Origin of the sequence: Micromonospora sp. NPDC005173, assembly GCF_040608515.1 — a bacterium.
Classification (GTDB): domain Bacteria; phylum Actinomycetota; class Actinomycetes; order Mycobacteriales; family Micromonosporaceae; genus Micromonospora.
The window spans coordinates 77,426-104,388 of record NZ_JBEXIK010000015.1; the positions used below are offsets into that span (position 1 = coordinate 77,426).

The 26,963-nt window shown below is 72.6% G+C and carries 24 protein-coding genes and 1 pseudogene; 13 read left to right on the plus strand and 12 right to left on the minus strand.

Annotated elements, in window-relative coordinates; translation table 11 throughout:
• The first annotated feature begins 7 nt into the window (after positions 1-7).
• Positions 8-1,318, plus strand: coding sequence for an alpha/beta fold hydrolase (locus ABZV00_RS18730; protein WP_355607737.1), 1,311 nt, complete (start codon positions 8-10; stop codon positions 1,316-1,318).
• A 130-nt stretch (positions 1,319-1,448) separates the two neighbouring features.
• Positions 1,449-1,835, plus strand: coding sequence for a DUF2267 domain-containing protein (locus tag ABZV00_RS18735; protein WP_328417067.1), 387 nt, complete (start codon positions 1,449-1,451; stop codon positions 1,833-1,835).
• A 64-nt stretch (positions 1,836-1,899) separates the two neighbouring features.
• Here ABZV00_RS18735 and ABZV00_RS18740 read toward each other — a convergent pair whose 3' ends face one another.
• Positions 1,900-3,711, minus strand: a complete 1,812-nt coding sequence (locus tag ABZV00_RS18740) for a hypothetical protein (RefSeq protein WP_355607739.1) — start codon at positions 3,709-3,711, stop codon at positions 1,900-1,902.
• A gap of 95 nt (positions 3,712-3,806) precedes the next feature.
• On the opposite strand from ABZV00_RS18740, the gene ABZV00_RS18745 reads away from it, so the two are divergent.
• Complete coding sequence (locus tag ABZV00_RS18745) at positions 3,807-4,310, plus strand: DUF6584 family protein (protein WP_355607741.1); 504 nt, start codon at positions 3,807-3,809, stop codon at positions 4,308-4,310.
• A gap of 26 nt (positions 4,311-4,336) precedes the next feature.
• Here ABZV00_RS18745 and ABZV00_RS18750 read toward each other — a convergent pair whose 3' ends face one another.
• Entirely contained in the window at positions 4,337-5,425 is a 1,089-nt protein-coding gene (locus ABZV00_RS18750; protein WP_355607744.1) for an LD-carboxypeptidase, read from the minus strand.
• 139 nt (positions 5,426-5,564) lie between these two features.
• Between ABZV00_RS18750 and ABZV00_RS18755 the strand changes: the two genes are divergently transcribed.
• Entirely contained in the window at positions 5,565-6,137 is a 573-nt protein-coding gene (locus ABZV00_RS18755) for a GNAT family protein (RefSeq protein WP_355607746.1), read from the plus strand.
• A gap of 24 nt (positions 6,138-6,161) precedes the next feature.
• Here ABZV00_RS18755 and ABZV00_RS18760 read toward each other — a convergent pair whose 3' ends face one another.
• Positions 6,162-7,640, minus strand: a complete 1,479-nt coding sequence (locus ABZV00_RS18760) for a glutamate--cysteine ligase (RefSeq protein ID WP_355607748.1) — start codon at positions 7,638-7,640, stop codon at positions 6,162-6,164.
• A gap of 182 nt (positions 7,641-7,822) precedes the next feature.
• Here ABZV00_RS18760 and ABZV00_RS18765 point away from each other — a divergent pair, with 182 nt between their 5' ends.
• Complete coding sequence (locus tag ABZV00_RS18765; RefSeq protein ID WP_328426663.1) at positions 7,823-8,161, plus strand: DUF3817 domain-containing protein; 339 nt, start codon at positions 7,823-7,825, stop codon at positions 8,159-8,161.
• Between the two features lie 24 nt (positions 8,162-8,185).
• On the opposite strand, the gene ABZV00_RS18770 is transcribed toward ABZV00_RS18765, so the two are convergent.
• The 3 genes and pseudogenes from ABZV00_RS18770 to ABZV00_RS18780 form a co-directional block, all read right to left on the minus strand.
• Positions 8,186-8,716: an alpha/beta hydrolase gene (locus tag ABZV00_RS18770; protein WP_355607749.1), complete on the minus strand. Its 531-nt coding sequence runs from the start codon at positions 8,714-8,716 to the stop codon at positions 8,186-8,188.
• An 80-nt stretch (positions 8,717-8,796) separates the two neighbouring features.
• Positions 8,797-9,045, minus strand: a pseudogene (locus ABZV00_RS18775) (alpha/beta fold hydrolase); the annotation flags it as partial.
• Between the two features lie 48 nt (positions 9,046-9,093).
• Complete coding sequence (locus ABZV00_RS18780; RefSeq protein ID WP_355607909.1) at positions 9,094-9,642, minus strand: hypothetical protein; 549 nt, start codon at positions 9,640-9,642, stop codon at positions 9,094-9,096.
• Between the two features lie 142 nt (positions 9,643-9,784).
• Here ABZV00_RS18780 and ABZV00_RS18785 point away from each other — a divergent pair, with 142 nt between their 5' ends.
• Genes ABZV00_RS18785 through ABZV00_RS18795 form a run of 3 tightly spaced genes read left to right on the plus strand, consistent with a single transcriptional unit; the run spans position 9,785 to position 13,798 of the window.
• Positions 9,785-10,909: a Vms1/Ankzf1 family peptidyl-tRNA hydrolase gene (locus ABZV00_RS18785; protein ID WP_355607752.1), complete on the plus strand. Its 1,125-nt coding sequence runs from the start codon at positions 9,785-9,787 to the stop codon at positions 10,907-10,909.
• The gene (locus ABZV00_RS18790; protein ID WP_355607754.1) at positions 10,902-12,656 is read left to right on the plus strand and encodes a thiamine pyrophosphate-binding protein; all 1,755 of its coding nucleotides are present in this window, start codon (positions 10,902-10,904) and stop codon (positions 12,654-12,656) included. Before ABZV00_RS18785 ends, ABZV00_RS18790 begins: the two co-directional genes overlap by 8 nt.
• A 50-nt stretch (positions 12,657-12,706) precedes the next feature.
• Entirely contained in the window at positions 12,707-13,798 is a 1,092-nt protein-coding gene (locus tag ABZV00_RS18795; RefSeq protein ID WP_355607757.1) for an iron-containing redox enzyme family protein, read from the plus strand.
• A 5-nt stretch (positions 13,799-13,803) separates the two neighbouring features.
• Here ABZV00_RS18795 and ABZV00_RS18800 read toward each other — a convergent pair whose 3' ends face one another.
• The gene (locus tag ABZV00_RS18800; protein ID WP_355607760.1) at positions 13,804-14,034 is read right to left on the minus strand and encodes a CDGSH iron-sulfur domain-containing protein; all 231 of its coding nucleotides are present in this window, start codon (positions 14,032-14,034) and stop codon (positions 13,804-13,806) included.
• 245 nt (positions 14,035-14,279) lie between these two features.
• Between ABZV00_RS18800 and ABZV00_RS18805 the strand changes: the two genes are divergently transcribed.
• Together ABZV00_RS18805 and ABZV00_RS18810 are read left to right on the plus strand one after the other, a co-directional pair.
• The gene (locus tag ABZV00_RS18805; RefSeq protein ID WP_355607762.1) at positions 14,280-15,692 is read left to right on the plus strand and encodes a hypothetical protein; all 1,413 of its coding nucleotides are present in this window, start codon (positions 14,280-14,282) and stop codon (positions 15,690-15,692) included.
• Positions 15,693-15,914: 222 nt separating this feature from the next.
• Entirely contained in the window at positions 15,915-17,057 is a 1,143-nt protein-coding gene (locus ABZV00_RS18810) for a SigB/SigF/SigG family RNA polymerase sigma factor (RefSeq protein ID WP_328417048.1), read from the plus strand.
• An 86-nt stretch (positions 17,058-17,143) separates the two neighbouring features.
• On the opposite strand, the gene ctaD is transcribed toward ABZV00_RS18810, so the two are convergent.
• The 5 genes from ctaD to ABZV00_RS18835 form a co-directional block, all read right to left on the minus strand.
• Positions 17,144-19,138 (minus strand): cytochrome c oxidase subunit I, encoded by a 1,995-nt coding sequence (gene ctaD, locus ABZV00_RS18815; RefSeq protein ID WP_355607765.1) that lies wholly within the window; start codon positions 19,136-19,138, stop codon positions 17,144-17,146.
• Between the two features lie 124 nt (positions 19,139-19,262).
• Entirely contained in the window at positions 19,263-19,967 is a 705-nt protein-coding gene (locus ABZV00_RS18820) for an ATP-binding protein (protein ID WP_355607767.1), read from the minus strand.
• 134 nt (positions 19,968-20,101) lie between these two features.
• Entirely contained in the window at positions 20,102-20,548 is a 447-nt protein-coding gene (locus tag ABZV00_RS18825; protein ID WP_355607911.1) for a DUF4383 domain-containing protein, read from the minus strand.
• A 99-nt stretch (positions 20,549-20,647) separates the two neighbouring features.
• On the minus strand, positions 20,648-21,805 hold the full coding sequence (locus ABZV00_RS18830; protein WP_355607769.1) for a glycosyltransferase: 1,158 nt from the start codon (positions 21,803-21,805) through the stop codon (positions 20,648-20,650).
• 49 nt (positions 21,806-21,854) lie between these two features.
• Complete coding sequence (locus tag ABZV00_RS18835; RefSeq protein WP_328426655.1) at positions 21,855-22,838, minus strand: glucosyl-3-phosphoglycerate synthase; 984 nt, start codon at positions 22,836-22,838, stop codon at positions 21,855-21,857.
• 223 nt (positions 22,839-23,061) lie between these two features.
• Here ABZV00_RS18835 and ABZV00_RS18840 point away from each other — a divergent pair, with 223 nt between their 5' ends.
• The 3 genes from ABZV00_RS18840 to ABZV00_RS18850 are packed head-to-tail and all read left to right on the plus strand — an operon-like array spanning position 23,062 to position 26,957.
• Positions 23,062-24,072: a Gfo/Idh/MocA family oxidoreductase gene (locus ABZV00_RS18840; protein WP_355607772.1), complete on the plus strand. Its 1,011-nt coding sequence runs from the start codon at positions 23,062-23,064 to the stop codon at positions 24,070-24,072.
• On the plus strand, positions 24,065-25,153 hold the full coding sequence (locus tag ABZV00_RS18845; RefSeq protein ID WP_355607775.1) for a zinc-binding alcohol dehydrogenase: 1,089 nt from the start codon (positions 24,065-24,067) through the stop codon (positions 25,151-25,153). The genes ABZV00_RS18840 and ABZV00_RS18845 overlap by 8 nt, the downstream gene beginning before the upstream one ends.
• Before the next feature lie 52 nt (positions 25,154-25,205).
• A complete protein-coding gene (locus ABZV00_RS18850; protein WP_355607777.1) occupies positions 25,206-26,957 on the plus strand; it encodes an ABC transporter ATP-binding protein in 1,752 nt (583 codons plus the stop codon).
• Positions 26,958-26,963: the final 6 nt, after the last annotated feature.

A 26,963-nucleotide genomic window follows, 5' to 3' on the forward strand; every position in this document is an offset into this window, starting at 1 on the left:
GGGAACCGTGCCGACCTACCGCCACCCAGGCACCGCCATCACCGACCACAGCTTCCGGGTACCGCTCGACCACGCGAACCCGGCCGGTGAGCAGATCGAGGTGTACGCCCGCGAGATCGTCGCCGCCGGCAAGGCGCACGAGTCGCTGCCCTGGCTGCTCTTCCTGCAGGGCGGCCCAGGCGGGCGGTCACCGCGGCCAGTGGGCCGTGACAGCTGGCTGGATCGGGCGCTGGACGACTACCGGGTGCTGCTGCTGGACCAGCGCGGCACCGGCCGCTCGACCCCCGCCAATCGGCAGACGCTGCCGCTGCGTGGCGACGCGACCGCGCAGGCCCGGTATCTGGCGCACTTCCGGGCCGACTCGATCGTCCGGGACTGCGAGCTGATCCGCCGGCAACTTCTCGGCGAGGATGGGCGGTGGAGCCTGCTCGGCCAGAGCTACGGCGGCTTCTGCACCCTCACCTACCTGTCGTACGCGCCGGAAGGCGTCCGCGAAGCCTTCGTGACCGGTGGCCTCCCCGGCCTGCGCAGCAGCGCGCACGAGGTCTACCGGTCCGCGTACCCGCGCGTGCAGCGCAAGGTCGAGGCGCACTACGCGCGTTACCCGGAGGACGTCGAGACCGTTCGCGCCGTCGTGCGGCACCTCCGGGAGCGGGAGGTGCGGCTGCCCGGCGGCGGGTTGCTGACCGCCGAGGCGTTCCAGGCGATCGGCACCACGCTGGGCACCGGCAACGGTACGCACACCCTGCACTACCTGCTCGAAGACGCTTTCCTGCCGGGAGTGCCCGCCGGTCAACTCTCCGACTCGTTCCTCGTCGAGGTCCAGGGCCATCTCTCGTACGCGAGCCGCCCGCTCTACGCGCTGCTGCACGAGTCGATCTACGGCCAGCGGTCGGTGACACCGGGTGCCACCGGTTGGGCGGCCGAGACGGTACGGGCCGAGCTCCCGCAGTTCGACGCCGACGGGGCGCTGGCGGACGACCGACCGGTGCTGCTGACCGGCGAGATGATCTACCCGTGGATGTTCGCCAGCGATCCGGCGCTGGCCCCGCTGCGCGAGACGGCGGAGCTGCTGGCGCGGCGCGAGGAGTGGCCGGACCTGTACGACCCGCAGCAGTTGGCCCGCAACGAGGTGCCCGTCGTCGCCGCCGTCTACCACGACGACATGTATGTCGACACCGACGACTCGTTGGCCACGGCGCGATCGGTGCGCGGTCTACGCCCCTGGATCACCAACGAGTACGAACACGACGGCCTACGGGTGAGCGAGGGCCGCGTCCTCGACCGGCTGATCCGCCTGGTTCGTGGCGAGATGTGAGGTCCCGCCGGCCGACGGCTGAAGCCCGGGCCGGCGGGTGACCTCGTTTGCGGCCAGGGAGCCTGGGAACTCGCCCCGTTCGTCCGCTGGCAGGCCTGACGGCCGGTCGAGGAGACGGAAGGAGCGGGTCATGGAGTACGAGCAGTTGATCGCCACGGTACGGCGGCGCGGGGGCCTCGGCGAGAATGAGGCCGTCCGGTCCGTACAGGCCGTCCTGTCGGTGCTCGGCGAACGGCTCGCCGGACGGGAGGCCGACCACCTCGCGGCACAGCTACCGGAGCGGCTGAACCCGTCGGTCACCCGTAATCCACGGGGCCGCCAGTGGGACATCGGCGACTTCCTGAAACACGTCGGGGATCGGGAGCAGTGCGCGGACGCGGACCAGGTGCGTCAGCACGCCCAGGCGGTGTTGCGTACCGTCGCCGAGGCGCTCGATGACGACGAGCGTCACGATCTGCTCGCCCAGCTTCCCGCCGGCATCATCGATCTCTTCGGTGTTCCCACCCCGCGCGGTTGAGTACCGCCCGCGGATGCCAACCCGAGTGACGGCGCACAGGTGACCGGAGTAGGTCAGCGTGTGCTCAGGTCTTGCGGACCGCGCTCGTGAAGCCGGCGATGAAGAGGGTGGCGAAGCTCCAGGCGAGCAGCTGCAGGATCCAGCCGGCGATGGTCAGGGTCTGGCCGGCAGGGGTGTCGGTGGGTTGGCAGCGGTCACGGGCGCCGGTCTTGAGCACTGGGGTGCCGAGGTCGAGGCCGACGCCGATCTGGTCGATGGTGGTGCAGGTGGTGGCTGCTCCGCTGGTCACCGGCTTCTGCGCCAGGCCGCCGTGGTGGCCGCCGAGGACGCTGAGGGTCACTGCGATCGCCAGTGTGGCGAGGAGCAGGAGCAGGGCCCGCCAGGGCTGGTAGCCGTAGCCGAGGGTGATGCCAATGAGGCGACCCCAGGCGCGCTCGGAGGCGGTCAGTCCGGCGCGCTGGATCTGGTCGCGGCGTTGGGCGATGAGGATGGTGCGGGCGTCGCGGTCGTGGCCGGCGGCGCGGTACGCGGCGGCGAGGTGCTGGTAGGGCTGGGCGCTGTAACGGGGGGTGCCCTCGCGCAGCAGTGGCAGCCAGCGCCGCAGTGACGTGGGCCGCGGGAGCCCGCTGTAGGTGAGCCCGTCCAACTCGATCAGCGGTCCCGGGCCCGGTGCCGTGCGCGTCACCCGATCGGTGTCGAGGCAAAGGGCCCCACCAATCCTCGCTCCGGCCAGCACCAGCACCACCACCTCGTCACCGCCGCTGGTGGCGCTGAATTCGTCATCCAGGAGCACGTCCTGGTCGACCCGGAGGCCGTTCACGTCGAGGGCGGGGCCGGTCGTGTTCTCCAGGCGCGCCCCACCGCAGGCCAGAAGTCCGCCGATGTGGGCGCCGGACAGGCCGATGCCGCCCCACTCGCTGGCGCTGGTGGCGGTGAAACCACTGTCCAGGGCCACGTCCCGGTCAACGGTGAGGCCGTCGGCGTCGAGGACCGGTCCGGCGGTGTTCGTCAGCCGCGCACCGCTCGCGCTCAACGAGCCGATGTGCGCGCCGAGCAGCCGGATGGTGCCCTGCTCGCTGGCGCTGGTGGCGATGAAGCCGTTCGACAGCAGCACATCCTGGTTGGCCCGGAGATTGTCGGCGTTGAGTGCCGGGCCGGCGGTGTTCTCCAACCGTGCTCCACCGCAGTTGAGCTGGCCGCCGATGTGGGCGCCGAGCAGCCGGATGGTGCCTCGCACGCTGGGGCTGGTGGCGGCGAATCCGTCGTTCAGGAACACGCTCTGGTCGACCTGGAGTCCGTCGGCGTCCAGGGCAGATCCGGTCCTGTTCTCCAACCGCGCTCCACGGCAGTCCAACGTGCCGACGCGTGCGGCGGCGAGACGAACGGTGCCGGCGACAGCGTCAGCGGTGACCGTGCTCTTCCTGAGCGACATCACCCACGCGGCACAGCGGGTGGCGTCGAGTGCCGTGTCCGCGGAACCGGGCGCCTGCTCGATGCGGCACCCGGTCAGGGCGACCGCTGACAGGCGGGCGTTGCGCAGGTTCACGCCGCTGGGCAGCAGGCAGTCGCGCAGCTCCAGCGCCAGGTCACTGGTGATGTTCTCCAGATCGATCTGGCCGACGATCCGGGCTCCGCGCAGCCGCAGGCCATGTGGGTCGGGCTCGCTGACCAGCCGGCCGCGGACCAGCTCACGGATGACCGAAGCCGAGATCGTGCGGTCATCGCCCCAGGACCGCATCGCTGCCTCGTCGACCGGCCCGTCACCGGCCAGGTCGAGCACCGCGCCGTGGGCGACGGACTCGATCAGCCGCTGCTCCAATGGACTCTGCGGTCCGCCGTTCGCATCCCGCACCCGCTGGGCGCCCACTGACGTCATGGCAACCATCATCAACGAGAAGTGCGCCCGGCGGTCCGCGCCGCTACGCGGATATGGGCTTTCGGTTGTGGCGGTGACCGCTGAGAATGACCGCCATGGCGAAAGATCACGTGCTGGCGAAGGTCGAGGCCGATCTGCGGCGCGGGCACGTCCACCCAGCGATGCAGCGGCTGGCGAGCCTGACCGCCGCGTACCCCGACGACCTGGAGCTGCGGGCGCAGCGTGCCGTGCTGTACCGGCAGGTGGGCAACGTGGTCGAGGCCGGGCGTTGGGGGTTCCTCGACGAGGACGCCGCCGTGGAGGAGATCGGCGCATTCGAGAGGGCTCACCCGGGTGCCTGGCGGCGGCTGCTCGTGCTGAAGGTGAACGCCGACCCCACCGACAAGCTCGGGCCGGTGGCACGCGCACGGTTCGGTCGGCTGGTCGAGCAGGCCGGACAGGAAGGTCAGGGCCCGGTCACCTGGACGGAGGCCGGACCCCGTCAGGTCCCCGGCGCGTGGAGCGAGGCCCTGCCCTGCCTGGTGGCAACGGTGATCGGCCTGATCGTCCTGACTCTGACCGTCCTCGGGCTGGTCACCGTGATCCGGTGGGCACTGTAGGCGCGGCGGGACGCCCTCCATCCCCCCTAGCGCGGACGGACTCCGGGCTCCACCGTCAGGGTCCCCGCCTCCGCGTCGATCGTGGCCCGCGAACCGAGCGGAATGGTGAGTTGCCCGTTGCCATGACCCAGTCGGAGCCCGCCCAGGACCGGCACGCCAAGGTCGGAGAGGCGGTCCGTCAACATCGCCACCGCGTCCCACTCGTCGGGTGCACCGACGCTGTTGGTGATCTGGCCGATGACCACCCCGGCGACCCTGGGCAGCACGCCCACCCGGCGTAGCTCGGTCAGCATCCTGTCGATGCTGTACGGCGCCTCGTCCACGTCCTCGAAGAACAGGATGGCGTCGTCGAACTTCGGGGCGTCGCCGGCACCCAACGATGTGGAGATCAACGTCAGGCAGCCGCCGAGCAGGGGACCCGTCGCCCGTCCCGGCACCAGGACGGGGGCGGCCGTCTCGGCGGGATCCCTGGTGACGGTGACGGATGCGGTGGTCATCACCGCCCGGCGTAGTGCCTCGGCCGACTCCGGCCCGGTGCGGCTGTCGCTCCAGTTGACCATGGGACCGTAGAAGGTGACCAGCCCGGCGTCGCGCCAGAGCTTGCCATGGATGCTGGTGATGTCACTGAACCCGACGACCACCCGGGGATCGCGGCGGATGCCGGCCACGTCGATGCGATCGACGATCCGCTGGGTGCCGTAGCCACCACGGGCGGCGAAGACCGCACGGACCCCCCGGTCGTTGAGCGCGGCGTTCAGGTCGGCCAGCCGCTGCGCATCGGTGCCGGCCAGGTAGCCGTACTTGGCGAAGACGTGCTCGCCCAGCTCGACCTCCAGACCCCAGCTCCGCAGGATCTCGATGCCGCGGGCCATGTTCGCGGGGTTGGGAGTGCCTCCGGGTGACACGACCCGGACCCGGTCGCCGGGCACCAGCACCGGAGCCCGCAACGCCCGCTTCGGGCCACCCGGCGCGGCCTGCGCTGCCTCGGACGTGCCGACAATCAACGCGCCGCCGGCAGCCGCCGCCCCGGCACGCAGCATGTGCCGGCGGGACAGGGCTCCGTTCGTGGACCTCGGGGCCGGGGTGTGGTCTGTCTCGGAAGTGTCCACAGGCATCCCTTCATCGTCACCAGGTCGATGTCGAGCCGCACCAGCCTACGACAAACGTCGATGACCCTGGGGGTCCACAAAGGAGGGCACGGAACGTCGCGCGGCGGGTCGGCCGGGCCAGCGTGGGGCGGCTACCGTGTCGGCAATGGAGAGTGGTGACACTCCGGCTTCCCGGACGGGCAATCTCACCGTTCGGCTGCGGCCGGTCGCCGCGGCCGACCTGGCGATGTTCCGGCGGTTCTGCACCGAGCCGGGTCTGGTCGGGCTGGACTGGTCCGGTTTCCGCGACCCGGGTGCGCCGGCCCGGCGGTTCGCCGTCGACGGCTGGCTCGGCGCGGACGACGGACGGCTCGTCGTCGAGGTCGAGCCGGAGCGGGCCCCCGCCGGCTTCGTCAGCTACCTCTCGGGGTGCTACGGCGGCCGGGCCTCGTACTGGGAGATCGGGATCGTCCTGCTGCCGGCGTGGCGAGGCCGGGGCATCGGCTGGCGGGCACAGGCACTGCTCTGCGACTACCTGTTCGAGCACACCCCGGCGCAGCGCGTCCAGGCCGGCACCCACCCGGAGAACGTCGCCGAGCAGCGGTCCCTGGAGAAGGCCGGCTTCCAGCTCGAAGGAGTCGTGCGGGCCTGCGAGTTCCGGGCCGGCCGGTGGCGCGACGGGTACCTCTACAGCAGACTCCGCGACGACCCGTCGCCGTGGGACCGCCCGGCGCAGTGACCGCGACTCAGGGGCCGGGCCGGGTCAGGGGATGGGCCACTCGTGCACCGGCCGGTTGCTGTGCATCAGCGTCACGTAGTGCCGGACCACCTCGCGCAGCGCCGCCGGCCGGTCCAGGTGGTCGGCGGTCTCCAGCCGGTGCAGCGTCTCCACCTGCCAACTCGCGCCGTTGCGGCCGGTCAGGCAGCGCTGCTCGATGATGCCGAGCAGCCGGTCGCGCTCGGCCGGATCCAAGCCCCACTGGTCCAGGCCGTGGTGCGCCAGTGGCAGCAGCCGGCGCAGCACCAGCTCGGTCACCGGCAGGTAGCCGAGGCCGGGCCAGAAGACCTGCGCGTCGATGCCGTACCGGGCGCAGCTGGTGAAGTTTTCCTCGGCGGCGCTGAACGACATCTGCGACCACAGCGGCCGGTCCGACTCGGCCAGGGCGCGCACCAGCCCGAAGTAGAAGGCGCCGTTGGCGATGGTGTCCAGCACGGTGGGCCCGGCGGGCAGCACCCGGTTCTCCACCCGCAGGTGCGGCCGGCCGCGCGACACGTCGTACACCGGTCGGTTCCACCGGTAGACGGTGCCGTTGTGCAGCCGTAGCTCGGCGAGCTTGGGCACCTCACCGGCGGCCAACGCCTGCGCCGGGTCCTCCGGGTCGCAGACCGGCAGCAGCGCCGGGAAGTAGCGCACGTTCTCCTCGAAGAGGTCGAACACGTTGGTGATCCAGCGTTCGCCGAACCAGACCCGTGGCCGTACGCCCTGCGCCTTGATCTCCTCCGACCGGGTGTCGGTGGCCTGCTGGAACAGCGGGATGCGGGTCTCGCGCCACAGCTCCCGGCCGAAGAACAGCGGTGAGTTCGCGCCGAGCGCCACCTGGAGGCCGGCGATCGCCTGGGCGGCGTTCCAGTAGTCGGCGAACTGGGCCGGGCTGACCTGGAGGTGGAACTGTGTGCTGGTGCAGGCCGCCTCCGGGGTGATCGTGTCGGCGGTGACCGCCAACCGTTCCACCCCGCTGATGGCGATCGGCAGGTCCTCGCCCCGAGCGGCGAAGATCTGCTCGTTGAGCAGCTTGTAGCGGGGGTTGGCCGAGAGTGTCTCGGCGGTCAGGTGCTCCGGGCGCAACGTCGGCAGGATGCCGATCATGACCATGTGCGCGCCGATCGCACGGGCCTTCTCTTCGGCGGCGTTGAGACTGGCCCGGACGTTCTCCTCGAATTCGGCGGTGCCGGTGCCGGTCAGCCGGCGCGGCGGCACGTTGATCTCGATGTTGAACTGGCCCAGCTCGGTCTGGAAGCTCGGGTCCGCGATGGCCGCCAGCACGTCGGCGTTGCGCATCGCCGGATTCGACTCCTGGTCGACCAGGTTCAGCTCGATCTCCAGCCCGGTCAGTGGCCGGTCGATGTCGAACCGCGACTCGCGCAGCATCTCGGCGAAGACGTCCAGGCAGTTGCGGACCTTCTCGCGGTAGCGGGCCCGGTCCTCCCGACTGAAGGTCCGTACGCCGACGTCCTCGCCCATGGTCACCACCCTGTCACCGCTGGTCCCCCTAACCTCGCACGTCCCCGGCGGGCGGGGGAAGACCCGATGGTCTTTTCCTACCCACCGGCGGGCTTGGTGATCCCTGTCGCGTCCGGGCGGTCTGCTCGGGTGCGCCCGGTCCGCACCGATAGCATTGCCGCCCGAGAGGTGGTGGCGTGGGTATGCGCGAGAAGGTGACCGGGCTCTTCGTCGCGGCGGCGATCGCCGAGGCGTGCTCCTGGCTGGCCCTGCTGGTCGGCATGGCGGTCAAGTACGGCCCGCCGGACAACGAGCTGGGCGTCAAGATCTTCGGTCCGATCCACGGCGGCCTGTTCGTCGCGTACGCCCTGCTGGTGCTGGTGGTGGCCCGACTGCACCGGTGGAGCCTGCCGGCCACGGTGGTCGCGCTGGCCTGCGCGGTGCCGCCGTTCGCCACCCTGGTCTTCGAGCGCTGGGCCCGCCGCCGGGGAATGCTCGGCACCGACCGTCAGCCGGTGCGCGAGCCCGCCCCGGTCGGTTGACCCGCCGCCGGTCGCGCTGAGCGGTCAGTCGACCAGGAAGTCGGCGAGTACGGCAGCGAGGGCCTCCGGCGCCTCCTCGGCCATGTGGTGACCCGAGTCGATCGAGGCGGCCCGTACGTCGTCGGCCCACTCCCGCCAGATCGTCGCCGGGTCTCCGTGCAGGTCCACCATGTCGTCACGTTCGGCCCACACGAACAGCACCGGGCAGCCGATCTTCCGCCCGGCGGCCCGGTCCGCGTCGTCGGCGGCCCGATCCGGCCCCAGGCCCGCGCGGTAGTCCTCGCACATCGCGTGCACCGTCGCCGGGTCGTGGATCGCCCGGGAGTAGTCCGCGTACGCCTCCTCGCCCATCTCGGCGGGGGAGCCGCCGTACCAGGCGTCCGGGTCCGCGTTGATCACCCGTTCCGCCGGCTTGTCGGTCTGGCCCAGGAAGAACCAGTGCCACCATCGGGAGGCGAACCGGGCGTCGCAGGTGTCCAGCGCGGCACCGATCGGGATCCCGTCGAGCACGCCGAGCCGGCTGACCCGGTCCGGGTGGTCCAGCGCGGTGCGCATCGCCGCGTACGCACCACGGGGTGGCCGATCACCGCGGCCCGCTGGTGACCGAGCTTGTCGAGCAGCGCGACCACGTCGCCCGCCATCGCCCGCTTGGCGTACCCGGAATGGTCGGCGGTCTCCGCCGGCTTCGTCGAACCGCCGTAGCCGCGCAGGTCCGGGCAGATCACGGTGTGCCGCTCGGCGAGCAGCGGCGCCACGCGGTGCCAGGTGGCGTGGGTACGGGGATGGGCGTGCAGCAGCACGACCGGCGAGCCGGACCCGCCGTGGCGTACCCGCAGGCGTACCGGGCCGACGTCGATCTCCTCAAGCGTGAATCCAGGAAACATGCCGAAGCCGGTGTCCGCCCGGCCGGGCCCGGAAACCCGGCCGGCCGGTCAGGTCAGCGCGGAGCAGGCCGCCACGCCGGCGAGCAGCAGCGCGCCCAGCACCGCCTGCAACAGCAGCGGTGGGCCGAGGTGCGACCAGAGCGTCGCGGTACGCGGGGTGAGCAGCTGCCCGGTGGTGAGGTTGACGATCCGCTCGATCCGGGGCGGTAGCTCCGGGTCGCGTTGCGGGCGGAGGGTGAGCTGCACGTGGTCCGCCGGGTGCAGGGCGCTCTGCGGCAGGTGGCCGTGCAGCTCCACCTCGCAGAGCTGGCCGGCGGTGTTGCGCAGCCGCACCGGGGTGACCAGGTACTCCGGGCCCTGCTTCAGCTCCTTCCAGCGCCGCCGGGTGCCGCCGCCACCAGCGGAGAAGAGCGAGCGCAGCAGCAGGGCGGGTAGCCGGGCGAACGCGGCCGCGGCGAGCACCGCGACCAGCACCGGTTGGCCGATGCGTACCTCGCGGGTGTAGCCGTCGAGCAGGCGGATCAACCGCCCGGTGACGATCCGATCCGTCGGGTGCACGATGCGTCGGGTATCGAGTCCGCTGTCCATTCCCACCACCGAGAGTCCGCTTCCGTTCACTGATCGTATCGATGTCCTCGGTTGAACGACGTGAATGAAACCTGGTCACGGGCTCACGGCCGCGAGGTGACATCCCGGGCGACCCGGGTAAGCGGGGGGTCGAGCTGGAAAGGGGTCGAGCATGCAGCTGTCCTTCCTGCGCCCGCTCTACGACCGACCCGGGCCGTGGTGCTCGGTGTACCTGGACGCCTCCGCCGACACGGAGGACGCCCACGAGGCGCTGGCCCTGCGCTGGCGTGCCCTGGCGCGTCAACTGACCGACCAGGGCGCCGACGAGGCGACCGTCGCCGCGCTGGACCGGGTTGTCCGTGGGCACGACCCGATGGTCGGCGACTACGGCCTCGCGGTCTTCGCCACCCGGGGCCGGGTGGTGCTCTCCGAGTACCTCTCCGCGCCACCGGTGCGCGACCTGGCCAGTTACGCGCCACTGCCACATGTGATGCCGCTGCTCGCACAGCGTGGCGAGCAGGTGGCGTGGGTGCGGGTGCTGGCCGACCGCACCGGCGCCGACGCGATGGCCGTCAGCGCCGGCGGGGTGCCCCGACGGGCGCACATCACCGGCCGGGAGTCCTTCCCGCTGCGCCGGGTCCAGCCCGGTGGCTGGTCCCAGTCGCGCTACCAACGGGCGGCCATGGAGGCGTGGCACCACAACGCCGGTGACGTCGCCGCGGCGACCGTGGAGCTGGCCGACAAGGTCGGCGCGGACGTGGTGGTGGTCGCCGGCGACGTCCGGGCCACCGGAGTGATCGCCGCCCAGATGCCCGAGCGTTGGCAGGACGTAGTGGTCCGCACCGATGCCGGCTCGCGGGCCGGCGGCTCCGACCAGACCCTGCTGGACGACCTCACCGTGCAGACCATCGCGGAGGTCGCCGACCAGCGGATCACCGCGGCACTGGACCGGTTCGGCGTGCAGGAGGACGTGGGTGCCGGGCTCGACGCGGTCGTCGGGGCTCTGCAACGCAACCAGGTCGACACCATGCTGATCGTGGACGACCCGTCGGCCAACGGTGAGCTGTGGATCGGCCCGGAGCCGACCGAGATCGCCGTCGACCCGGGGCAGCTGTCCGCGATGTCGGTGGCCGACCCGCAGCGGGTACGCGCCGACGCGGCCCTGGTCCGGGCGTTGGTCGGCACCGACGCGGCGCTGACCGTGCTGGGCGCGGACGAGGCACCCGAGCTCACCGACGGCGTCGGCGCGGTGCTGCGGTACGTCGATGCCAGCACGCCCGGGCGCGGCAATGGCTGAGCGCAGCGTCGCCGACCTGGTGGTGGAGCGGCTACTGGCCTGGCGCGTGCCGCGCGCCTTCGGCTTCCCGGGTGCGGCGATCGCCCCGCTGGTCGAGGCGCTCGACCGTACCGGCGGCGATCCGGCGTTCATCCCGGCCCGGCACGAGGAGACGGCCTCGTTCATGGCCACCGGGCACGCCAAGTTCACCGGCGGCATCGGGGTCTGCCTGGCCACCCAGGGGCCCAGCGCGGTGCAACTGCTCAACGGGCTCTACGACGCCAAGCTGGACAGCACGCCGGTGGTGGCGATCGTCGGCGAGGACATCTCCGGGCCGCTCGGCGGGGCGCACCAGGAGATCGGGTTGAGTCGGCTCTTCGCCGACGTGTGCAACCAGTTCGTCCAGTACGGCCGCAGCCCCGAGCACGTACCGGCGCTGCTGGACCAGGCGTTCCGCACGGCGGCGGCGACCCGCAGCCCGACCTGTGTCGTGCTGCCCCGGCAGTTGCAGGAGGCCATGGTGTCCGACCTGCAGCCGAACGCGGTCGGGGTGATCTCGGCGACCCCGGGCGAGTCGTTGGCCCGGGTGCTGCCGCACGAGGTGGACCTCGACGCCGCCGCGCAACTGCTCGGCGGCGGCCAGCGCATTGCGATCCTGGTGGGCCAGGGTGGTCGGGGCGCGGCCGAGGAGATCATCGAGTTGGCGGACCGGCTCGGCGCCGGGGTGGCCACCTCGCTGCTGGGCAAGCCGGTGCTCGACGAGCGACTGCCCTTCCACACCGGGGTGCTCGGCGAGGTCGGCACCATGGCCGCCGCCGAGCTGATGGGCGGCTGCGACACGCTGTTGATGGTCGGCACCAACGACCCGTGGACCGACTACTTCCCGATGCCCGACCAGGCCCGCACCGTGCAGATCGACATCGACGGCCGGCGGATCGGCAGCCGGTACCCGGCCGACGTGCCGCTGGTCGGCGACGCCGCGGAGACGCTGCGGGCGCTGCTGGACCGGATACCCGAGCGGCCCCACGAGGATTGGCGCGCCACGGTGGAGAGCTCGGTGGACCGGTGGCGAACCACCGCGGCCGACCGGGCCGCCGCGTCGGCCGAACCGGTCAACCCGCAGCTCGTACTCCAGGAGCTGTCCGCCCGGGTCCCGCACGTCGGCGCCGTGGCGGTCGACGTCGGTTCGGTCCTCTACTGGTACGCCCGGCACCTGGTCCTGCCGCCCGGGGTGAACGCGCAGCTGTGCGGCACCCTCGGCTCGATGGGGTGCGCCCTGCCGTACGCGTTGGCCGCCAAGCTCGCCGACCCCGACCAGCCGGTCATCGCGCTGGTCGGCGACGGTGCCATGCAGCTCAACGGGCTCGCCGAGCTGATCACCGTGGCGCACCACTGGCAGGAGTGGCGGGATCCGCGGCTGGTGGTGCTGGTGCTCAACAACCGCGACCAGTCCGGCATGGGCGGCGGGCGGCAGCCGTCAGCCGACCCGGCCCAGCGTCGTCCCGACGTGCCGTACGCCGGCTGGGCGCGGCTGCTCGGACTGCACGGCGTCCGGGTGGACCGCCCGGAACTGGTCGGCGCGGCCTGGGACGAGGCGCTCGCCGCGGACCGCCCGTGCGTACTGGAGGCAGTGGTCGACCCCGCGGTGTCGCTGGCGCCGCCGGAGCCGGCCTTCGCCGACCTGCGCGGCCTGTACGCCAACGGGGACGCCGCCCGGAGGGTCCGTGAGCAGGTGGAGCTCACCGTGAACGCGGAGGGCCTCGTTTAGGCGCGTTCCGTCGGGGCATCAGTACCCGCCCGACGACGCCTGGAGGTCCAATGCCGCAGCCCACCGACCGCCGCTACGGTCCCGCGCCGCTTCCGCGGCCGCGCGGCCCGCTCTCCAGTGCGGTGACCGAGGCCCTGCGGCGACCGCCACACGACCTTCCGATGGATCTCGGCGCTGACCTGGACCCGGCGGACCCGCTCACCGACGAGGACCTGCAACTGACGTTGTTCCTCTGCTACGAGCTGCACTACCGGGGCTGGCGTGGGGTGGACGAGGGCTGGGAGTGGCAGCCGACGCTGCTGGCCGTGCGGGCACGCGTCGAGCGGCCCTTCGAGGCGGCGCTGCGCCGGCTGGTCGGCGCACCGTCGTTGCCGCCCGGCGGCGTCACGGTCGGGCTGACCGAGCTGGTCGCCGCCGACGACGGCCCGCCGCTGGCCGCCACCCTGCAACGGCGCGCCGACCTCACCCAGTTCCGCGAGTTCGTCGCCCACCGCTCGGTCTATCACCTGCGGGAGGCGGACCCGCACAGCTGGGCGCTGCCCCGCCTCGGCGGCCCGGCCAAGGCCGCCCTCGTGGAGATCCAGACCGACGAGTATGGCAACGGCCAGCTGAACCGGATGCACGCCGAGCTGTTCCGGCGCACGCTCGACCGGTTGGGCATGGACACCGGCTACGGTGCTCATCTGGACGCGGTTCCCGCCGTGACGCTGGCGACCAACAACCTGATGTCGCTGTTCGGGCTGCACCGACGGCTGCGCGGCGCGCTCCTCGGTCACCTGGCGGCGTTCGAGATGACCTCGTCGCTGCCGAACCGCCGGTACGGCAACGGGCTGCGCCGGCTCGGCCTGGACGAGGTGGCTACCCGCTTCTACGACGAGCACGTGGAGGCCGACGCGGTGCACGAGCAGATCGCCGTGCACGACCTCTGCGGTGGCCTCGTCCGGGTGGAGCCGGCGCTGGCCGGGGATGTGCTCTTCGGCGCGGCCGCCGCGCTCGCGGTCGACCGGTTGTTCGCCGCGCACCTGCTGGACAACTGGGCCGCCGGCCGCAGCTCGCTGCGGGCACCCGCCCCACGGACCATCTCGGTGCCCGCGACCGCGTTGCCGTCCGCGACCGGGGGACCGCTGGCTGGAGTGGCGTAGCGCGGTCAGCCCTCCCGGGCGGTGCCCGCCCGGAAGTTGACCACCTTGTGGGTGCCGTCGCAGAACGGCTTGAGCGCCGATTTGCCGCACCGGCACAGCGCCACCGTGCCCCGGCGGGCGTCGATCCGCTCGCCGTCCGGGGTGACCAGGGCAAAGTCGCCGCGGACCAGTAGCGGCCCGTCCTGGTACGGGGTGATCGTGGCGGCGGCGGGCTCGCTGGTGTGCTCGGTGTGCATGGGCCCGAAAGTGCCCGACCTGGCCCCGGCGAAACCCCCAAGTCGTCGTCCGGGCCACCCGGGGTCCGATCGCCCGGGCGACCCGCTCCCGCCGTGCGAGGGCGATCGTCGCCGAACGCCGGTGATGGCCGGCGCACCCGTCGGACCTGTGGGATTCGTGCCCCTGGGTAGGTGATGCCCCGTTTGAACCCCATCGGGACGGGAAGCCGGGCCGCGTGGTGAGCGAACGAGGCAAGGTGGGGCCGGTGCACAAGGTGCACAAGGGGCTCGTGGCCGACGGCGCCGGTCTGTCCGGTGACCGGGTAGTGGCCGTGGGCAGCGCCGCCCGGGTGCTGGTCGCCGCCACCGCGCGGGCGCTGCGCGGGGTGGACTGCGCCGACCTCGGGCAGGCCGGACCGGTGTCGCGGTTCCCCGGTGCCCCGGAGCCGGTCCGCCGCGCCGCGGTCAGCCGGGCCGCCGGTCGGGTCGCGCTCACCGTGCCCCAGGTCGACGAGGTGGACTCCGCCCGGGTGGCCCGCTGGTTCGTCGACCAGTACCCCCGTCGCCGCTACCCCGGAGTGCTGCTCGGCTCGCCGCACGGCGCGGCGGCACACCTCGCGGTGGCCCTCGGCGTGCCGTGGTTGCCGGCCGGATTCGAGATGTCCGTGCACTGGACCGACGGCGCGGTGGACCGACCCGGGGCGGCTCTGGAGCACGGCGCGGCACTCGCCGCTCGGCTGCTCGCCGGCAACGCCGACCTGCATCTGCGCCAGGTGCACTGCCCGGCCAGCCGCGGCCCACTGACCGGGGCGACCGTGTCGCTGGCGGCCCGCTGGCGGGCGCTACCGGCGGCGTACGCGCAGTTCCTGGCCGACCGGCTGACCCCCGGAGCCCCGGTCCTGCTGGTGCGCGACGCGCGGACCTGGCCGGTGCTGGAGCACGGCCCCGGGCACAGCTTTCAGGTCGGCTGCCCGGCCAGCGGGCTGGACCCGGTGGACTTCCACCCGGACAGCCACGCGCTGCGGCAGGTGCTGCGCTCCGTCGGTGGGGACGCCACCCGGTGGCAGCCGCCGGAGGTGTCCGCCCCGTCGGGGTACGCCGAGCACGGCGTGGACTCGGGCTTCGAGCTGGCCGCGCGGGACTGGGCGGCCCGCCGGCAGCACCCGCTGCACCGGGTGCTGGTGCCGAGGCCGGGCGCGCTGAGCGCCGGGGTGGCCGACCTGTACCGGAGTTGGCTGCGCGGCGCCGGCAAGACCGGTGACCGATTGGTGGTGGAGTGCGGTCGGTTGCTCGATCCGTTTCAGGTGGTGCGGGCGGGGATGGTGCCGTACTGGTGTGAGAACGCCACCCGGCGCAGCGTGGACGAGGCCGAGTGGTGGCTGGCCGGCAGCGAGGTGTTCAGCTCGGTGGACGTGCTGCCGGAGCCGCCCGGCGTGCGCTCGCCCGCCCTGGCCGGGCTGCCGCAGTGGCTGGCGGTGGCCGGGTTCGGCCGGCGGCGTCGGGCGTTGGACCGGACCGCCGCCCGCGGCTACCCGGTCACCTCGGTGCCCACCCGCCGGGCCACCGAGGTGCTGCGTGCCCAGCCGTACGACCTGCCCGTGCCGCCCCCGCTGGAGGCCACCGAGGCGTTGGCCGTGCTCCGCGACAGCGGCGGCCACCAGGGGTTGCTGATCTCCTGAGGCGGAGCACGCCGAAACTTCCTCGCGAACCCGGGGTCCCGTGATTGAGTACCTACGGAGCGGGAACATCGCTGGCTGCGACGGTCTGATTGCGCTGCGCAGAGGCGTTGTCGCCCGCTGGCATCCCAGTCACTGACCCACTTTCCGGCCCGGTGCGTGGCTCGACCACGCGCACGACCGGTTTCCCGATCCGGGCGGGGGACCTTCCTGAGGGAGGCGCGGATGTTCGGACAGACGAGCACGACCACGACCACACCACCACCCACCGATCGAGGTCTGGAGGATCTCGATGCGGCAGCGCTGGCGTACGCGGCCCGGATCGAGGGGCTGCCACCGGAGCGGCGGCAGGAGGCACGGGACGACCTGGTCCGCTTCGCGCTGCCGTTCGCCGGCCGGCTGGCCCGCCGGTACCGGGGCCGTGGGGAGCCGCTGGAGGATTTGGAGCAGGTGGCCCGTCTGGGGCTGGTGAACGCCGTCGACCGGTACGACCCGGAACGGGGCTCCTTCACCGCGTACGCCGCGATCACCATCGTCGGTGAGATCAAACGGCACTTCCGGGACCGCACCTGGGGCGTGCACGTGCCCCGCCGGCTGCGTGACCTGATCCTCGAAGTGGGGCAGGCCACCGCCGCGCTGACCAGTGAGCTGTCCCGGGCGCCGTCGGTGGCCGAGTTGGCGGCCCGGCTGGAGACGCCGGAGGAGGAGATCCTCGCCGCGCTGGAGTCGGCGGCCGGCTACAGCCCGGCCTCGCTCAACGCGCCGGTGGGCGGGGAGAGCTCCGCGGAGTTCGGTGACCTGGTCGGCGAGTCGGACAATGCGCTGGAATCGGTCGATGACCGGGTGACCGTGAGCGGCCTGCTGCACCGGTTGCCCTGGCGTGAGCGGCGGATCCTGGCCATGCGCTTCTACGGCAACCAGACCCAGGCGGAGATCGCCGCCCGGTTCGGCATCTCGCAGATGCACGTCTCCCGGCTGCTGTCGCGGGCGCTGACCTGGCTGCGACAGGCGATGCTCGCCGACGCGCCGCCGCCCTGGCAGAACGGCGCCGCCGAGCCAGACCCGGGCAAGACCCGGATCTCGGTGAAGCAGAACGGTGACCGGGTGGTGGTCGAGGTCGGCGGTGAGGTGGACCGGGACGGCGCGGACCAGTTGCGCCGGGCGATGTTGGAGGCGGTCACCGGCCAGCCGAGCGAGGTGGTCGTCGACCTGGTCGGTGCGGGTGGCTTCGACGCCGGCGGGATCGCGGCGCTGATGGCCGGGCGGGACGCGGCGGAGCGGACCGGGGTGCCGCTGCGGCTGACCCGGGTCCAGCCCGCGGTACGCCGTTCGCTCACCGCCGCCGGCCTGGCACCCGCCCGGGACTGACCGGAACCGGGCACCACGCGCGTACCGGCATGGCGAGGGCCGACACCCCGGTGGGTGTCGGCCCTCTGTCGCGTGCTCCTTCCGGATCAGCGTTCCTCGGTGTCACCGCCGTCGCTGTGCGGGTGCCGCCAGCGCTCGTGCGGTTTCGGCTCGTCGGTGCGGTCCTGCGGCGCGTCGCTCTCCTCGAAGCTCGGCCGACGCACGCCCTCGGGCTCCGGCACATCCACCGGCCGGGCGCCGGACTGCGGCGCCGGCTGGTACTCGGTCGCATCGCGGGCGCCGTGCGCGCCCTCGGCGGCGGGCGACTCTGGCACGTGATGCTCCATGTGCAGCTCGTCGGCGAAGTGCTGCGGCGGCTTCGTGGTGCGCTGCGGCAGGTCCCGACCCAGGTCGGCGACGAGCGGGCCGTACTTCAGGTCGAACGCGGGACGCTCCGAGCGGATCCGGGGCATCCGGTCGAAGTTGCGCAGCGGCGGTGGGCAGGTGGTGGCCCACTCCAGCGAGTTGCTGAAGCCCCACGGGTCGTCCACCGTCACCATCGCCCCGTACCGCCAGGACTTCCACGCGTTGTAGATGAAGAACAGGGTGGACGCGCCGAGGATGAACGAGAAGATGGTGGAGATCGTGTTCAGCGTGGTGAATCCGTCGGTGGGCAGGTAGTCGGCGTACCGGCGGGGCATGCCCTTGGTGCCCAGCCAGTGGTGCACCAGGAAGGTGCCGTGGAAACCGATGAACATGGTCCAGAAGTGCGCCTTGCCCAGCCGCTCGTCGAGCAGCCGCCCGGTCATCTTCGGCCACCAGAAGTAGTAGCCGGCGAAGAGGGCGAAGACCACGGTGCCGAAGACCACGTAGTGGAAGTGCGCCACGACGAAGTAGGTGTCGTGGGTGTGCCAGTCCACCGGCGGGCTGGCCAGCAGCACTCCGGTGAGCCCGCCGAGCAGGAAGGTGACCAGGAAGCCGATGGAGAACAGCATGGGCGTCTCGAAGGTGATCTGGCCCTTCCACATGGTGCCGATCCAGTTGAAGAACTTCACGCCGGTGGGCACCGCGATCAGATAGCTGACGATGCTGAAGAACGGCAGCAGCACCTGGCCGGTGGCGAACATGTGGTGCGCCCAGACCGTCATGGACAGCACGGTGATCGCGATGGTGGCCAGCACCATCCCGGTGTAGCCGAAGAGCGGCTTGCGGGAGAAGACCGGGATGATCTCGGTGACGATGCCGAAGAACGGCAGCGCGATGATGTACACCTCAGGGTGGCCGAAGAACCAGAACAGGTGTTGCCAGAGCATCGGGCCGCCGGTGGCCGCGTCGTAGACGTGGGCGTTGAGCAGCCGGTCGGCCGAGAGCGCCAGCAGTGCGGCGGCCAGGAGCGGGAAGACCAGGATCACCAGCACGCTGGTGAACAACATGTTCCAGGTGAAGATCGGCATCCGGAACATGGTCATTCCGGGTGCGCGCAGGGTCAGGATCGTGGTGATCAGGTTGACCGCGCCGAGGATGGTGCCCAGCCCGGATACGACCAGGCCCATCACCCACATGTTCGCGCCCACGCCGGGGCTGTGCTCGACGTCGCTGAGCGGGGTGTACGCGGTCCAGCCGAAGTCCGCCGAGCCCTGCGGCGTGAGGAAACCGCCGATCACCATCAGGCCGCCGAACAGGTACAGCCAGTAGGCCAGTGCGTTGAGCCGGGGGAACGACACGTCGGGCGCGCCGATCTGGATCGGCACGATGAAGTTGCCGAACCCGAAGGCCGCCGGCGTCGCGAACAGCAGCAGCATCACGGCGCCGTGCGAGGTGAAGAGCTGGTTGTACTGCTCCGGGGAGAGGATCTGCATCCCCGGGCGGGCCAGCTCGGCGCGCATCAGCATCGCCTGCAGCCCGGCCAGCACGAAGAACGCGAAGGAGGTCAGCAGGTACAGCAGGCCGATCTGCTTGTGGTCGGTGGTGGCGAGGAACCTGATCAGAGTGTTTCCGGGGATCGGTGGCCGCCGTGGTCCGGGGAAGCCCCCGAACCGGGCCGGTGCCAGGATTGCCGGACCTCGATCGCGACCGGGTTCCGTGGTTACCCGCTTCGGCATGGCTGCTCACCCCGTCGTGATGACGAAAAGGACGGGCGTGCCTACCCGACCCTCTCACCATGTAACCAGGCGGGAGCGGTAATTTCGGTCAGATCGCCGGTACCGCCGGAACCACCTCGAACTGTCAGGTCGCCGGCAGCATCGCCCAGACGGCCTTGCCCTGGCCGGCCGGCACGCTGCCCCACCGCTGCGCCAACTCCCGGACCAGCATCAGCCCGCGCCCACCCTCGGAGCGCGAGTCCGCCGCTGTCGGCCGGGCAGCCGCCTGGCTGCCGTCCACCACGGCCAGATGCAGGTATGGCCGGCGCAGGGTCACCGTCACCTGCATCGGTGTGCCGGCGTGCCGGACCACGTTGCCGACCAGCTCGCTGAGGACCAGCGCGGCCGGGCCGGCCGCGTCGGGAAGGTTCCACCGCGCGCACGCGTCGGCGACCATCTCCCGGGCGCGCCGGCAGGCCTCAGCCGCCGGCTCCAGACGGATCCGCAGCCGGGGCGCGCTGGCGGCGCCCGCCATCCGGGTCGCCTCCGCGCAGTCGGGGGACACCGGAACCACCCGGCACGCGGACGTCTCGGCCAGCCAGCGCGCGGCGGTCGGCGGTGGGGCGCAGAGCACCACCGGCACCGCCGGCCACTCCTCGGCCCGGCGGGCCGCCGCGGCGAAGACGGACAGCGCCAACCGGTCCTGGACGGTGACCTCGGCGAGGTCGACCACCAGTGCGTCCGGCTGGGTGGCCAGCACCCGGTCCAGCGCCTCGTGCACCGTCCGCATGGTGCCCACATCCAGCGAGCCGGCGAGCTGGACGACCGCCACCGGTGCCGTGTCACGCACCTCGCAGGTGATCCGGCTGGACAATGAGCCCTCAATTCGCTGGTCGGTCGGGATCTGCGAACTACCCGACCCCGTGTCGGATCAAACCGGACCGACCGGTAGGGCGAGGCAGGTCTCGGTCGCCGGGGAGCGGGTCACCCACGGGCCCGTCCGGTCAGCACGCCCAGTGCGATCATGCCGACGCCGAGGCCGAGGTGCAGCCAGTTGTCGGCGTCGTTGACCGGCAGCACGTTCGCCCCGGTGTCGTGGTCCACCGCCAGCCCGTAGAGCCAGAGCACCAGGTAGATGGCGCCGCCGCCGACGAGAAACGTCCGGGCGCCGCTGACCGTGCGGGCCAGGGTCAGGCCGGCCACCCCGAACAGCAGGTGCACCAGGTTGTGCAGCACCGACACCTGGAACGCGCCGAACAGGTACGCACCCGAGCCGTGTCCGGCGAACCCCAGGTCAGGCGTGCCGCTGGTGATCCCCGGCACGAAGCCGAGGACGCCGATCAGCAGGAACAGCACCCCCACCGTGCCCGCCGCACGGCGTACCGGCGGCTTGCCGTCAGCCGGGTTGGGGCGGGCCCGGGAGTGCGCCATCGGTCCGATCATCACCGGCTCCTCGCTGCCGCGGCGGGCGTGAGCGGTGCCGGCTACCCGTTGCCGTCGACGGCAAACGTCGACGGCAACGGGCGAAGATCAGACCGGTTGCAGCCGCGGGGCGCCGGCCAGCTCGCGGACCCGCTGGTAGAGCTCGACGTAGCGTTGGGCCATCACGGCGGGGGTGAACCGCTGCGCGGCCACCCGCCGGCACTCGTCGGCGTCGAGCAACTCGGCGGCGAGCACCAGATCGCCCAGTTCCTCCTCGTCGCCGGTGAGCAGCCCGGTGCGGCCGTGCTCGATCAGCTCCGGCAGGCAGCCCCGGGCGGTCGCCACCACCGGCGTGCCCAGCGCGAGCGACTCGACCACCGCGGTGCCGCCCGGCTCCTCCCAGCGCAGCGGGAACAGCGACGCGCGGGCGCTGGCGAGCAGGTCGTCGCGTTCCTGACCGGCCACCGTGCCGACCCAGCGAACCAGGTCACCGTCGACGTGCGGCGCGACCTCGTCGAGGAAGAACCGTACGTCCGGGTTCTGCCGGGCCTCGTCGCCGGCCGCGGCCAGCTCGGCCGGCCGGTGGTACGGGCCGACCGGCCCGGCCAGCACCAGCGGGACACCGATCCGGTGGGCGAGCCGGGCACCCACGTCCTGCCCCTTGCCCGGGTTGACGCGGCCGAGGATCAGCAGGTGGTCGCCCTTCTCCGGAGCGGGTCGCCGGTCGGCGTCCACGGCCAGCGGGGTCGACAGGTGCACGTGCCCCACCGAGTGTTCCCGCAGCGCGCGCGGGGCGCGGGCCAACTGCGACGCGGAGACCCCGTTGACCCGGACCCGGTCGCCACCGTCCAGGGTGCCGTAGAGCGCGGGGTGCTTGGCCAGGTCCCAGTGCAGGGTGTGCAGGGTCGGCGGGCCGGTCGGCCCCATCGCCGCGAGGGTGGCCAGCCCGACCGCCTCCACGTGGTCGTGCACCAGGTCGATGTCGTCGCGGGCGTACAGCTCGCGGACCACCCCGGCCAGGTGCGCCTGGGCGATCCCGCAGACCTGGTTGTACGGCCGTTGCAGCGCGGCGAACTGCCCGTCGGGAAAGACCGAGATCTTCTCGTCCACCCGCAGGGTGCTGGTCTCCACCGAGGCGAGCACCACCCGTACGCCGAGTCGCCGCAGCTCCGGCACCAGCGTGGCGATGACGTTCTCGATGCCGCCGTAGCCGGGCGGCGGCACGGACAGCCACGGACCGGCGTTCATCAGCACGGTGAGGCTCATCGGATGCGGCCTTGCCGTGCATGCGCGCCCGGCCGGTACGCCCGGGCGCTCACGCCGCGGCCACCCGTCGGCTAGGCAACCGGTGGCGCAGCTCGGCCAGCGGCGGGCGCTCCTCGATGGACACGTCGCTGACCACGATCTCCCGGTCGAGGTTCGGCAGCGTGTCCGAGCCGCCGCGGCGGAACTGGGTCAGCAGTGCCTCCGGTGACATGCCCGGGCTCGCCCAGCCGCGCCGCTGCAACCGGGACCAGGCGGTCAACATGATCTGCGCGGACATCCGCCCGAGCGCCGCCGTGTCCTGGTGCCGGTGCTTGCGCTCGCCCAGGTCGACCTGCGCCAACGCGTCCAGACCGACCAGGTCGAGCAGGTCGATCAGCATCGCCGTCTCCACCCCGTACCCGGAGACGAACGGCACCTGGGCCAGCACCTCGCGCCGGCCGGCGTACTCGCCGGCGAGCGGCTGCACGAAGCCGGCCAGCTCGGGCCAGAAGAGGTTGAGCAGCGGTCGGGCCATCAGCTCGGTCACCCGGCCGCCGCCGTCCTGCTCCACGCTGACGGCGCTCACCAGCGGCCGGTGGTAGAAGCCCTTCACGAAATCTACTGACGGGTCGGTCAGCAGCGGGCCGAGCAGGCCGCTCACGAAGTGCGGCCGGAACTCCCGCAGGTCGGCGTCGATGAACGCCACCACGTCCCCCTCGGCGGCGGCCAGGCCGGCCCAGAGCGCGTCGCCCTTGCCGCTGAGCCGGGGCAGCCCCCGGGTCATCTCGTCCTGACTGACCACCTCCGCGCCGGCGGCCCGGGCCACCTGCGCGGTGCGGTCGGTCGACCGCGAATCCACCACGATCAGCTCGTCGACCAGGGCGACCCGATCCATCAGGTGCTCCCGGATGGTCGACACGATCGCGCCGACTGTGGACTCCTCGTTGCGCGCCGGCAGCACCACACTGACCCGGCTCTCTCCCTTGGCGCGCAGCAGCCGGCGCGCCGGCCAGTCCGCCGCCGACGTGGTTCGGTACGTGGCCCACGCCTCCACTACCGGTGACACGGTCGTATCCCGCACGGGCACCCCCTCCGTTCGTGCGTGGAAATAGCCGAGGGTGGTAGTTCCCACTCGCCACCACGCACTAACCGTTCCCAGGGCAACAGCTTGATCACAAGGGTGACGCGGTCGGGTTCCCGGGGGATGAACGTTTGATTGCGCACACACCGGGGGACTGCTCCCATCGAAGTAGAAACGTTCTCGGAAAGGTTGTGGAATGCGCAGATGCCGGGTTGGTCTCGTGGGGGCCGGCGGAGTGGCACAGCGGCACGCCCGCGTGCTGGGCGGGTTCGATGACGTCGAGCTGATCGGGGTGACCGACGTGGCCCCGGAGGCGGCCACCGCGCTGGCCGCGCAGCACGGCGGACGGGCCTACGCAGACGTCGCCGAGCTGCTGGCCGCCGGCCCGGACGCGGTGTACGTCTGCGTGCCGCCGTTCGCGCACGGCCCGGCCGAGGAGGCGGTGATCGACGCCGGGGTGCCGATGTTCGTGGAGAAGCCCGTCGCGGTCGACCTGGCCACCGCCGAACGGATCGCCGACCTGGTCGCCGGGCGTGGGCTGCGTACCGCCGTCGGGCACCACTGGCGCTACCTGAGCTTTCTCGATCAGGCCCGTGAGCTGCTCGCGGACCGTCCGGTGCGGATGGTCAGCGGCGCCTGGCTGGACAAGGTCCCACCGGTGGCCTGGTGGTCACGACGGGACCGCTCCGGCGGCCCGGTCGTCGAGCAGGCCGCGCACGTGCTGGACCTGATCCGGACGCTGGCCGGCGAGGTCACCGAGGTCACCGCGTACGGCAACGGCACACCGCCCCCGGTGGACGGCGCGGACATCGACTCGGTGACCACCGCCACGCTGCGGTTCGCCAGCGGTGCGGTCGGCACGCTCAGTGCGGCCTGCGTGCTGGGCTGGAAGCACCGGGCCGGGCTGGAGATCCTCGCCGACGGGCTGGCGCTGTCGCTCACCGAGGACGGCCTGCTGATCCGCGACGCCGACGGCGAGCGACACGTCCCGGCCGACCCGGAGGCCGCCCGGGTGGCGGTCGACCGGGCCTTCATCGACGCGGTGCGGGGCATCGGCGACGACGTACGCGTCCCGTACGCCGAGGCGCTGGGCACCCAGCGACTGGCTCTCGCGGTGGCCGACTCGGCCCGCACCGGCGGGACCATCCGGCTCGCCGCCCCGGTCGAGCCGGCGGTGCTCTCCAGCGGGGTGACGGTCGATGCGTGACAAGGTCGTGGTGGTCGCCGGCCCCGGCCGGGTGGAGCTGGTCGAGCAGGACGCCGCACCGCTGCGCCCCGGCACCTTCCGGGTCGAGACGCTGTTCAGCGGTGTCTCCGCCGGCACCGAACTGAGCTACGTCAAGGGCACCAACCCGTACCTGAACGTGACGTGGAACGCCGATCTGGGGCTTTTCCAACCGGGCGACGTGAGCACCCCGTACCCGGTGACCCGGCTGGGCTACATGCAGGTCGGCCGGGTGGTGGAGAGCGCCACCCCGGCAGTCGCGGTGGGCGCGGTCGGCGCGATGACCTACGGGCACCGCACCGGCTGGCTGGCCGACCCCGTCGCCGAGCGGTTCGTCGCGCTCCCCGACGACCTGGACCCGCTGCTCGGCATCTACGTCGCCCACATGGGCCCGATCTGCGCCAACGGCCTGCTGCACGCCGCCGCCGACCTGCACGGCGCCGACGTCCGCTCGCTCGGTGACGGGGTGCGTGGCCGCCGGGTCGCGGTGGTCGGTGCCGGTGTGGTGGCGCTGCTGACCGCGCTGCTCGCCCGGCGGCACGGCGCCGCCTCGGTGGTGGTGCTCGACCCCACCCCGCAGCGCCGCCAGGTCGCCGAGGCGCTCGGCCTGGAGACCCTCGACCCGGACGCGGACGACCCGGCGACGGTGCTCAAGACCCGGTGGGGGCACACCGCCGGCGACCGGGGTGCCGACGTGGTGTTCCAGTGCCGGGGGCAGGCGTGGGCGTTGCAACTCGCGCTGCGGCTGCTGCGCCCGCAGGGCACCGTCATCGACCTCGCCTTCTACCAGCACGGCGCGGACGCCGTCCGGCTCGGCGAGGAGTTCCACCACAACGGGCTGTCGCTGCGCTGCGCGCAGATCGGCCGGGTCCCGCGTGGGCTCGCGCCGACCTGGGACCGGGAGCGACTCTCCGCCGAGACCATCGACCTGCTCCGGGCGTACGGCGACGTGATCCGCAAGCACCTGGTCTCGGCGGTGGTGCCGTTCGACGAGGCGCCCACCCTGCTCACCGACCTGGCGGAGCGGCGTCGCCAGGAGCTTCAGGTGGTGCTGGCCGGCTGACCTGCCGGCGGAGCGCGCTCGCCGGGTGACGGGGCGGACTACCGTTCCGGCCATGAGCACCCGTGAGGGTCGGCCCGTCGGCCTGACCGCCCTGCTGCCGTACCTGCGTGAGCACCGCGGCACCCTCGCCGTGGTGGGCGTGCTGTCGCTGGCCGGGGCGGGGGCGTCACTGGCCCAGCCGCTGCTCACCCGGTCGGTGCTCGACCGGGTGAGCGACGGCCTGGGGGTGTCCCGGCTGGTGGCGGTGCTGGTGGTGCTGGTGCTGCTCGGCGCGGCGATCGGCGGCCTGCGCAACTACCTCCTGCAACGCACGGCCGAAGGGCTGGTGCTGGGCACCAGGCGGCGACTGGCCGGGCACCTGCTGCGGCTGCCCATCGCCGAGTACGACCGCCGGCGCACCGGCGACCTGCTCTCCCGGGTGGGCTCGGACACCACCCTGCTGCGGGCGGTGGTCACCTCCGGGCTCTTCGAGACGGTCACCGGGGCGGTCATGGTGCTCGGCGCGGGCATTGCCATGGTGCTACTCGATCCGCTGCTGTTCGGTGTCACCCTGCTCGGGGTGGGACTGGGGCTGGGCTTCGCGGCCACCTTCGCCCGGCGGGTCCGGGCGCTGGCCCGTGCCGCCCAGGAGCGGATCGGCGAGATGACCTCGTCGGTGGAGCGGGCCATCTCGGCGGCCCGGACCATCCGCGCCAGCCGGGCCGAGGCCCGGGAGACGGAGACCGTCACCGGCAGCGCCCGGGCGGCGTACGGGGCGGGGCTGCGGGTGGCCCGGGTGCAGGCGGTGGTCGGGCCCATCGGCTCGGTCACCGTGCAGGGCGCGTTCCTGCTGGTGCTCGGCATCGGCGGGGCCCGGGTGGCCGCCGGCGCGATCACCGTCGGGGATCTGGTCGCCTTCGTCATGTACCTGTTCTTCCTGGCCCTGCCGCTGGCCCAGGTGCTGAACGCGTACACCCAGTTGCAGACCGGCCTGGGCGCGTTGCAGCGGATCGAGGAGATCCTGGCGGTGCCGGCGGAGGGAGCGGCGGACCGGCCGGTGGCCGTGGGTGCCACGGCGAAACCCCGCGGCCCCGCCCCGATGATCGAGTTCGACCGGGTGGGGTTCGGCTACCCGGGCGGCGAGCCGGTGCTGCACGAGGTGAGCTTCGCGGTGCCGACCGGCACCCGCACCGCCCTGGTCGGCCCCTCCGGCGCCGGCAAGTCGACTCTGCTGGCCCTGGTCGAGCGCTTCTACGAGGTGAGCGCCGGCGCGGTCCGGCTGGACGGCAGCGACGTGCGGGAGCTGCCGCGCGACGCGCTGCGGGCCCGGCTCGGCTACGTCGAGCAGGAGGCCCCGGTGCTGGCCGGCACGCTGCGGGAGAACCTCTTGATCACCACGCCGGACGCCGCCGACGACCGGCTGCACGAGGTCCTCGACAAGGTCAACCTGGCTCATCTGGCCCACCGTTCCCCGCAGGGCCTGGACGTCCAGGTGGGGGAGGGCGGGGTGCTGCTCTCCGGGGGTGAGCGGCAGCGGCTGGCCATCGCCCGGGCGCTGCTGGCCGGCCCGCCGGTGCTGCTGCTCGACGAGCCGACCAGCAACCTCGACGCGCGCAACGAGGCGGCGCTGCGCCGCGCCATCGACGCGGTGGCCGTCCGCCGGACGCTGTTGATCGTGGCGCACCGGCTCGCCACCGTGGTCGACGCCGACCAGATCGTCGTCCTCGACGGCGGCCGGGTGGTGGCCGTGGGCACCCATGCCGAGCTGACCGCCACCGACCCGCTCTACCGGGAGCTGGCCACCCACCAGCTGCTGGTCGGCTGACCCGGC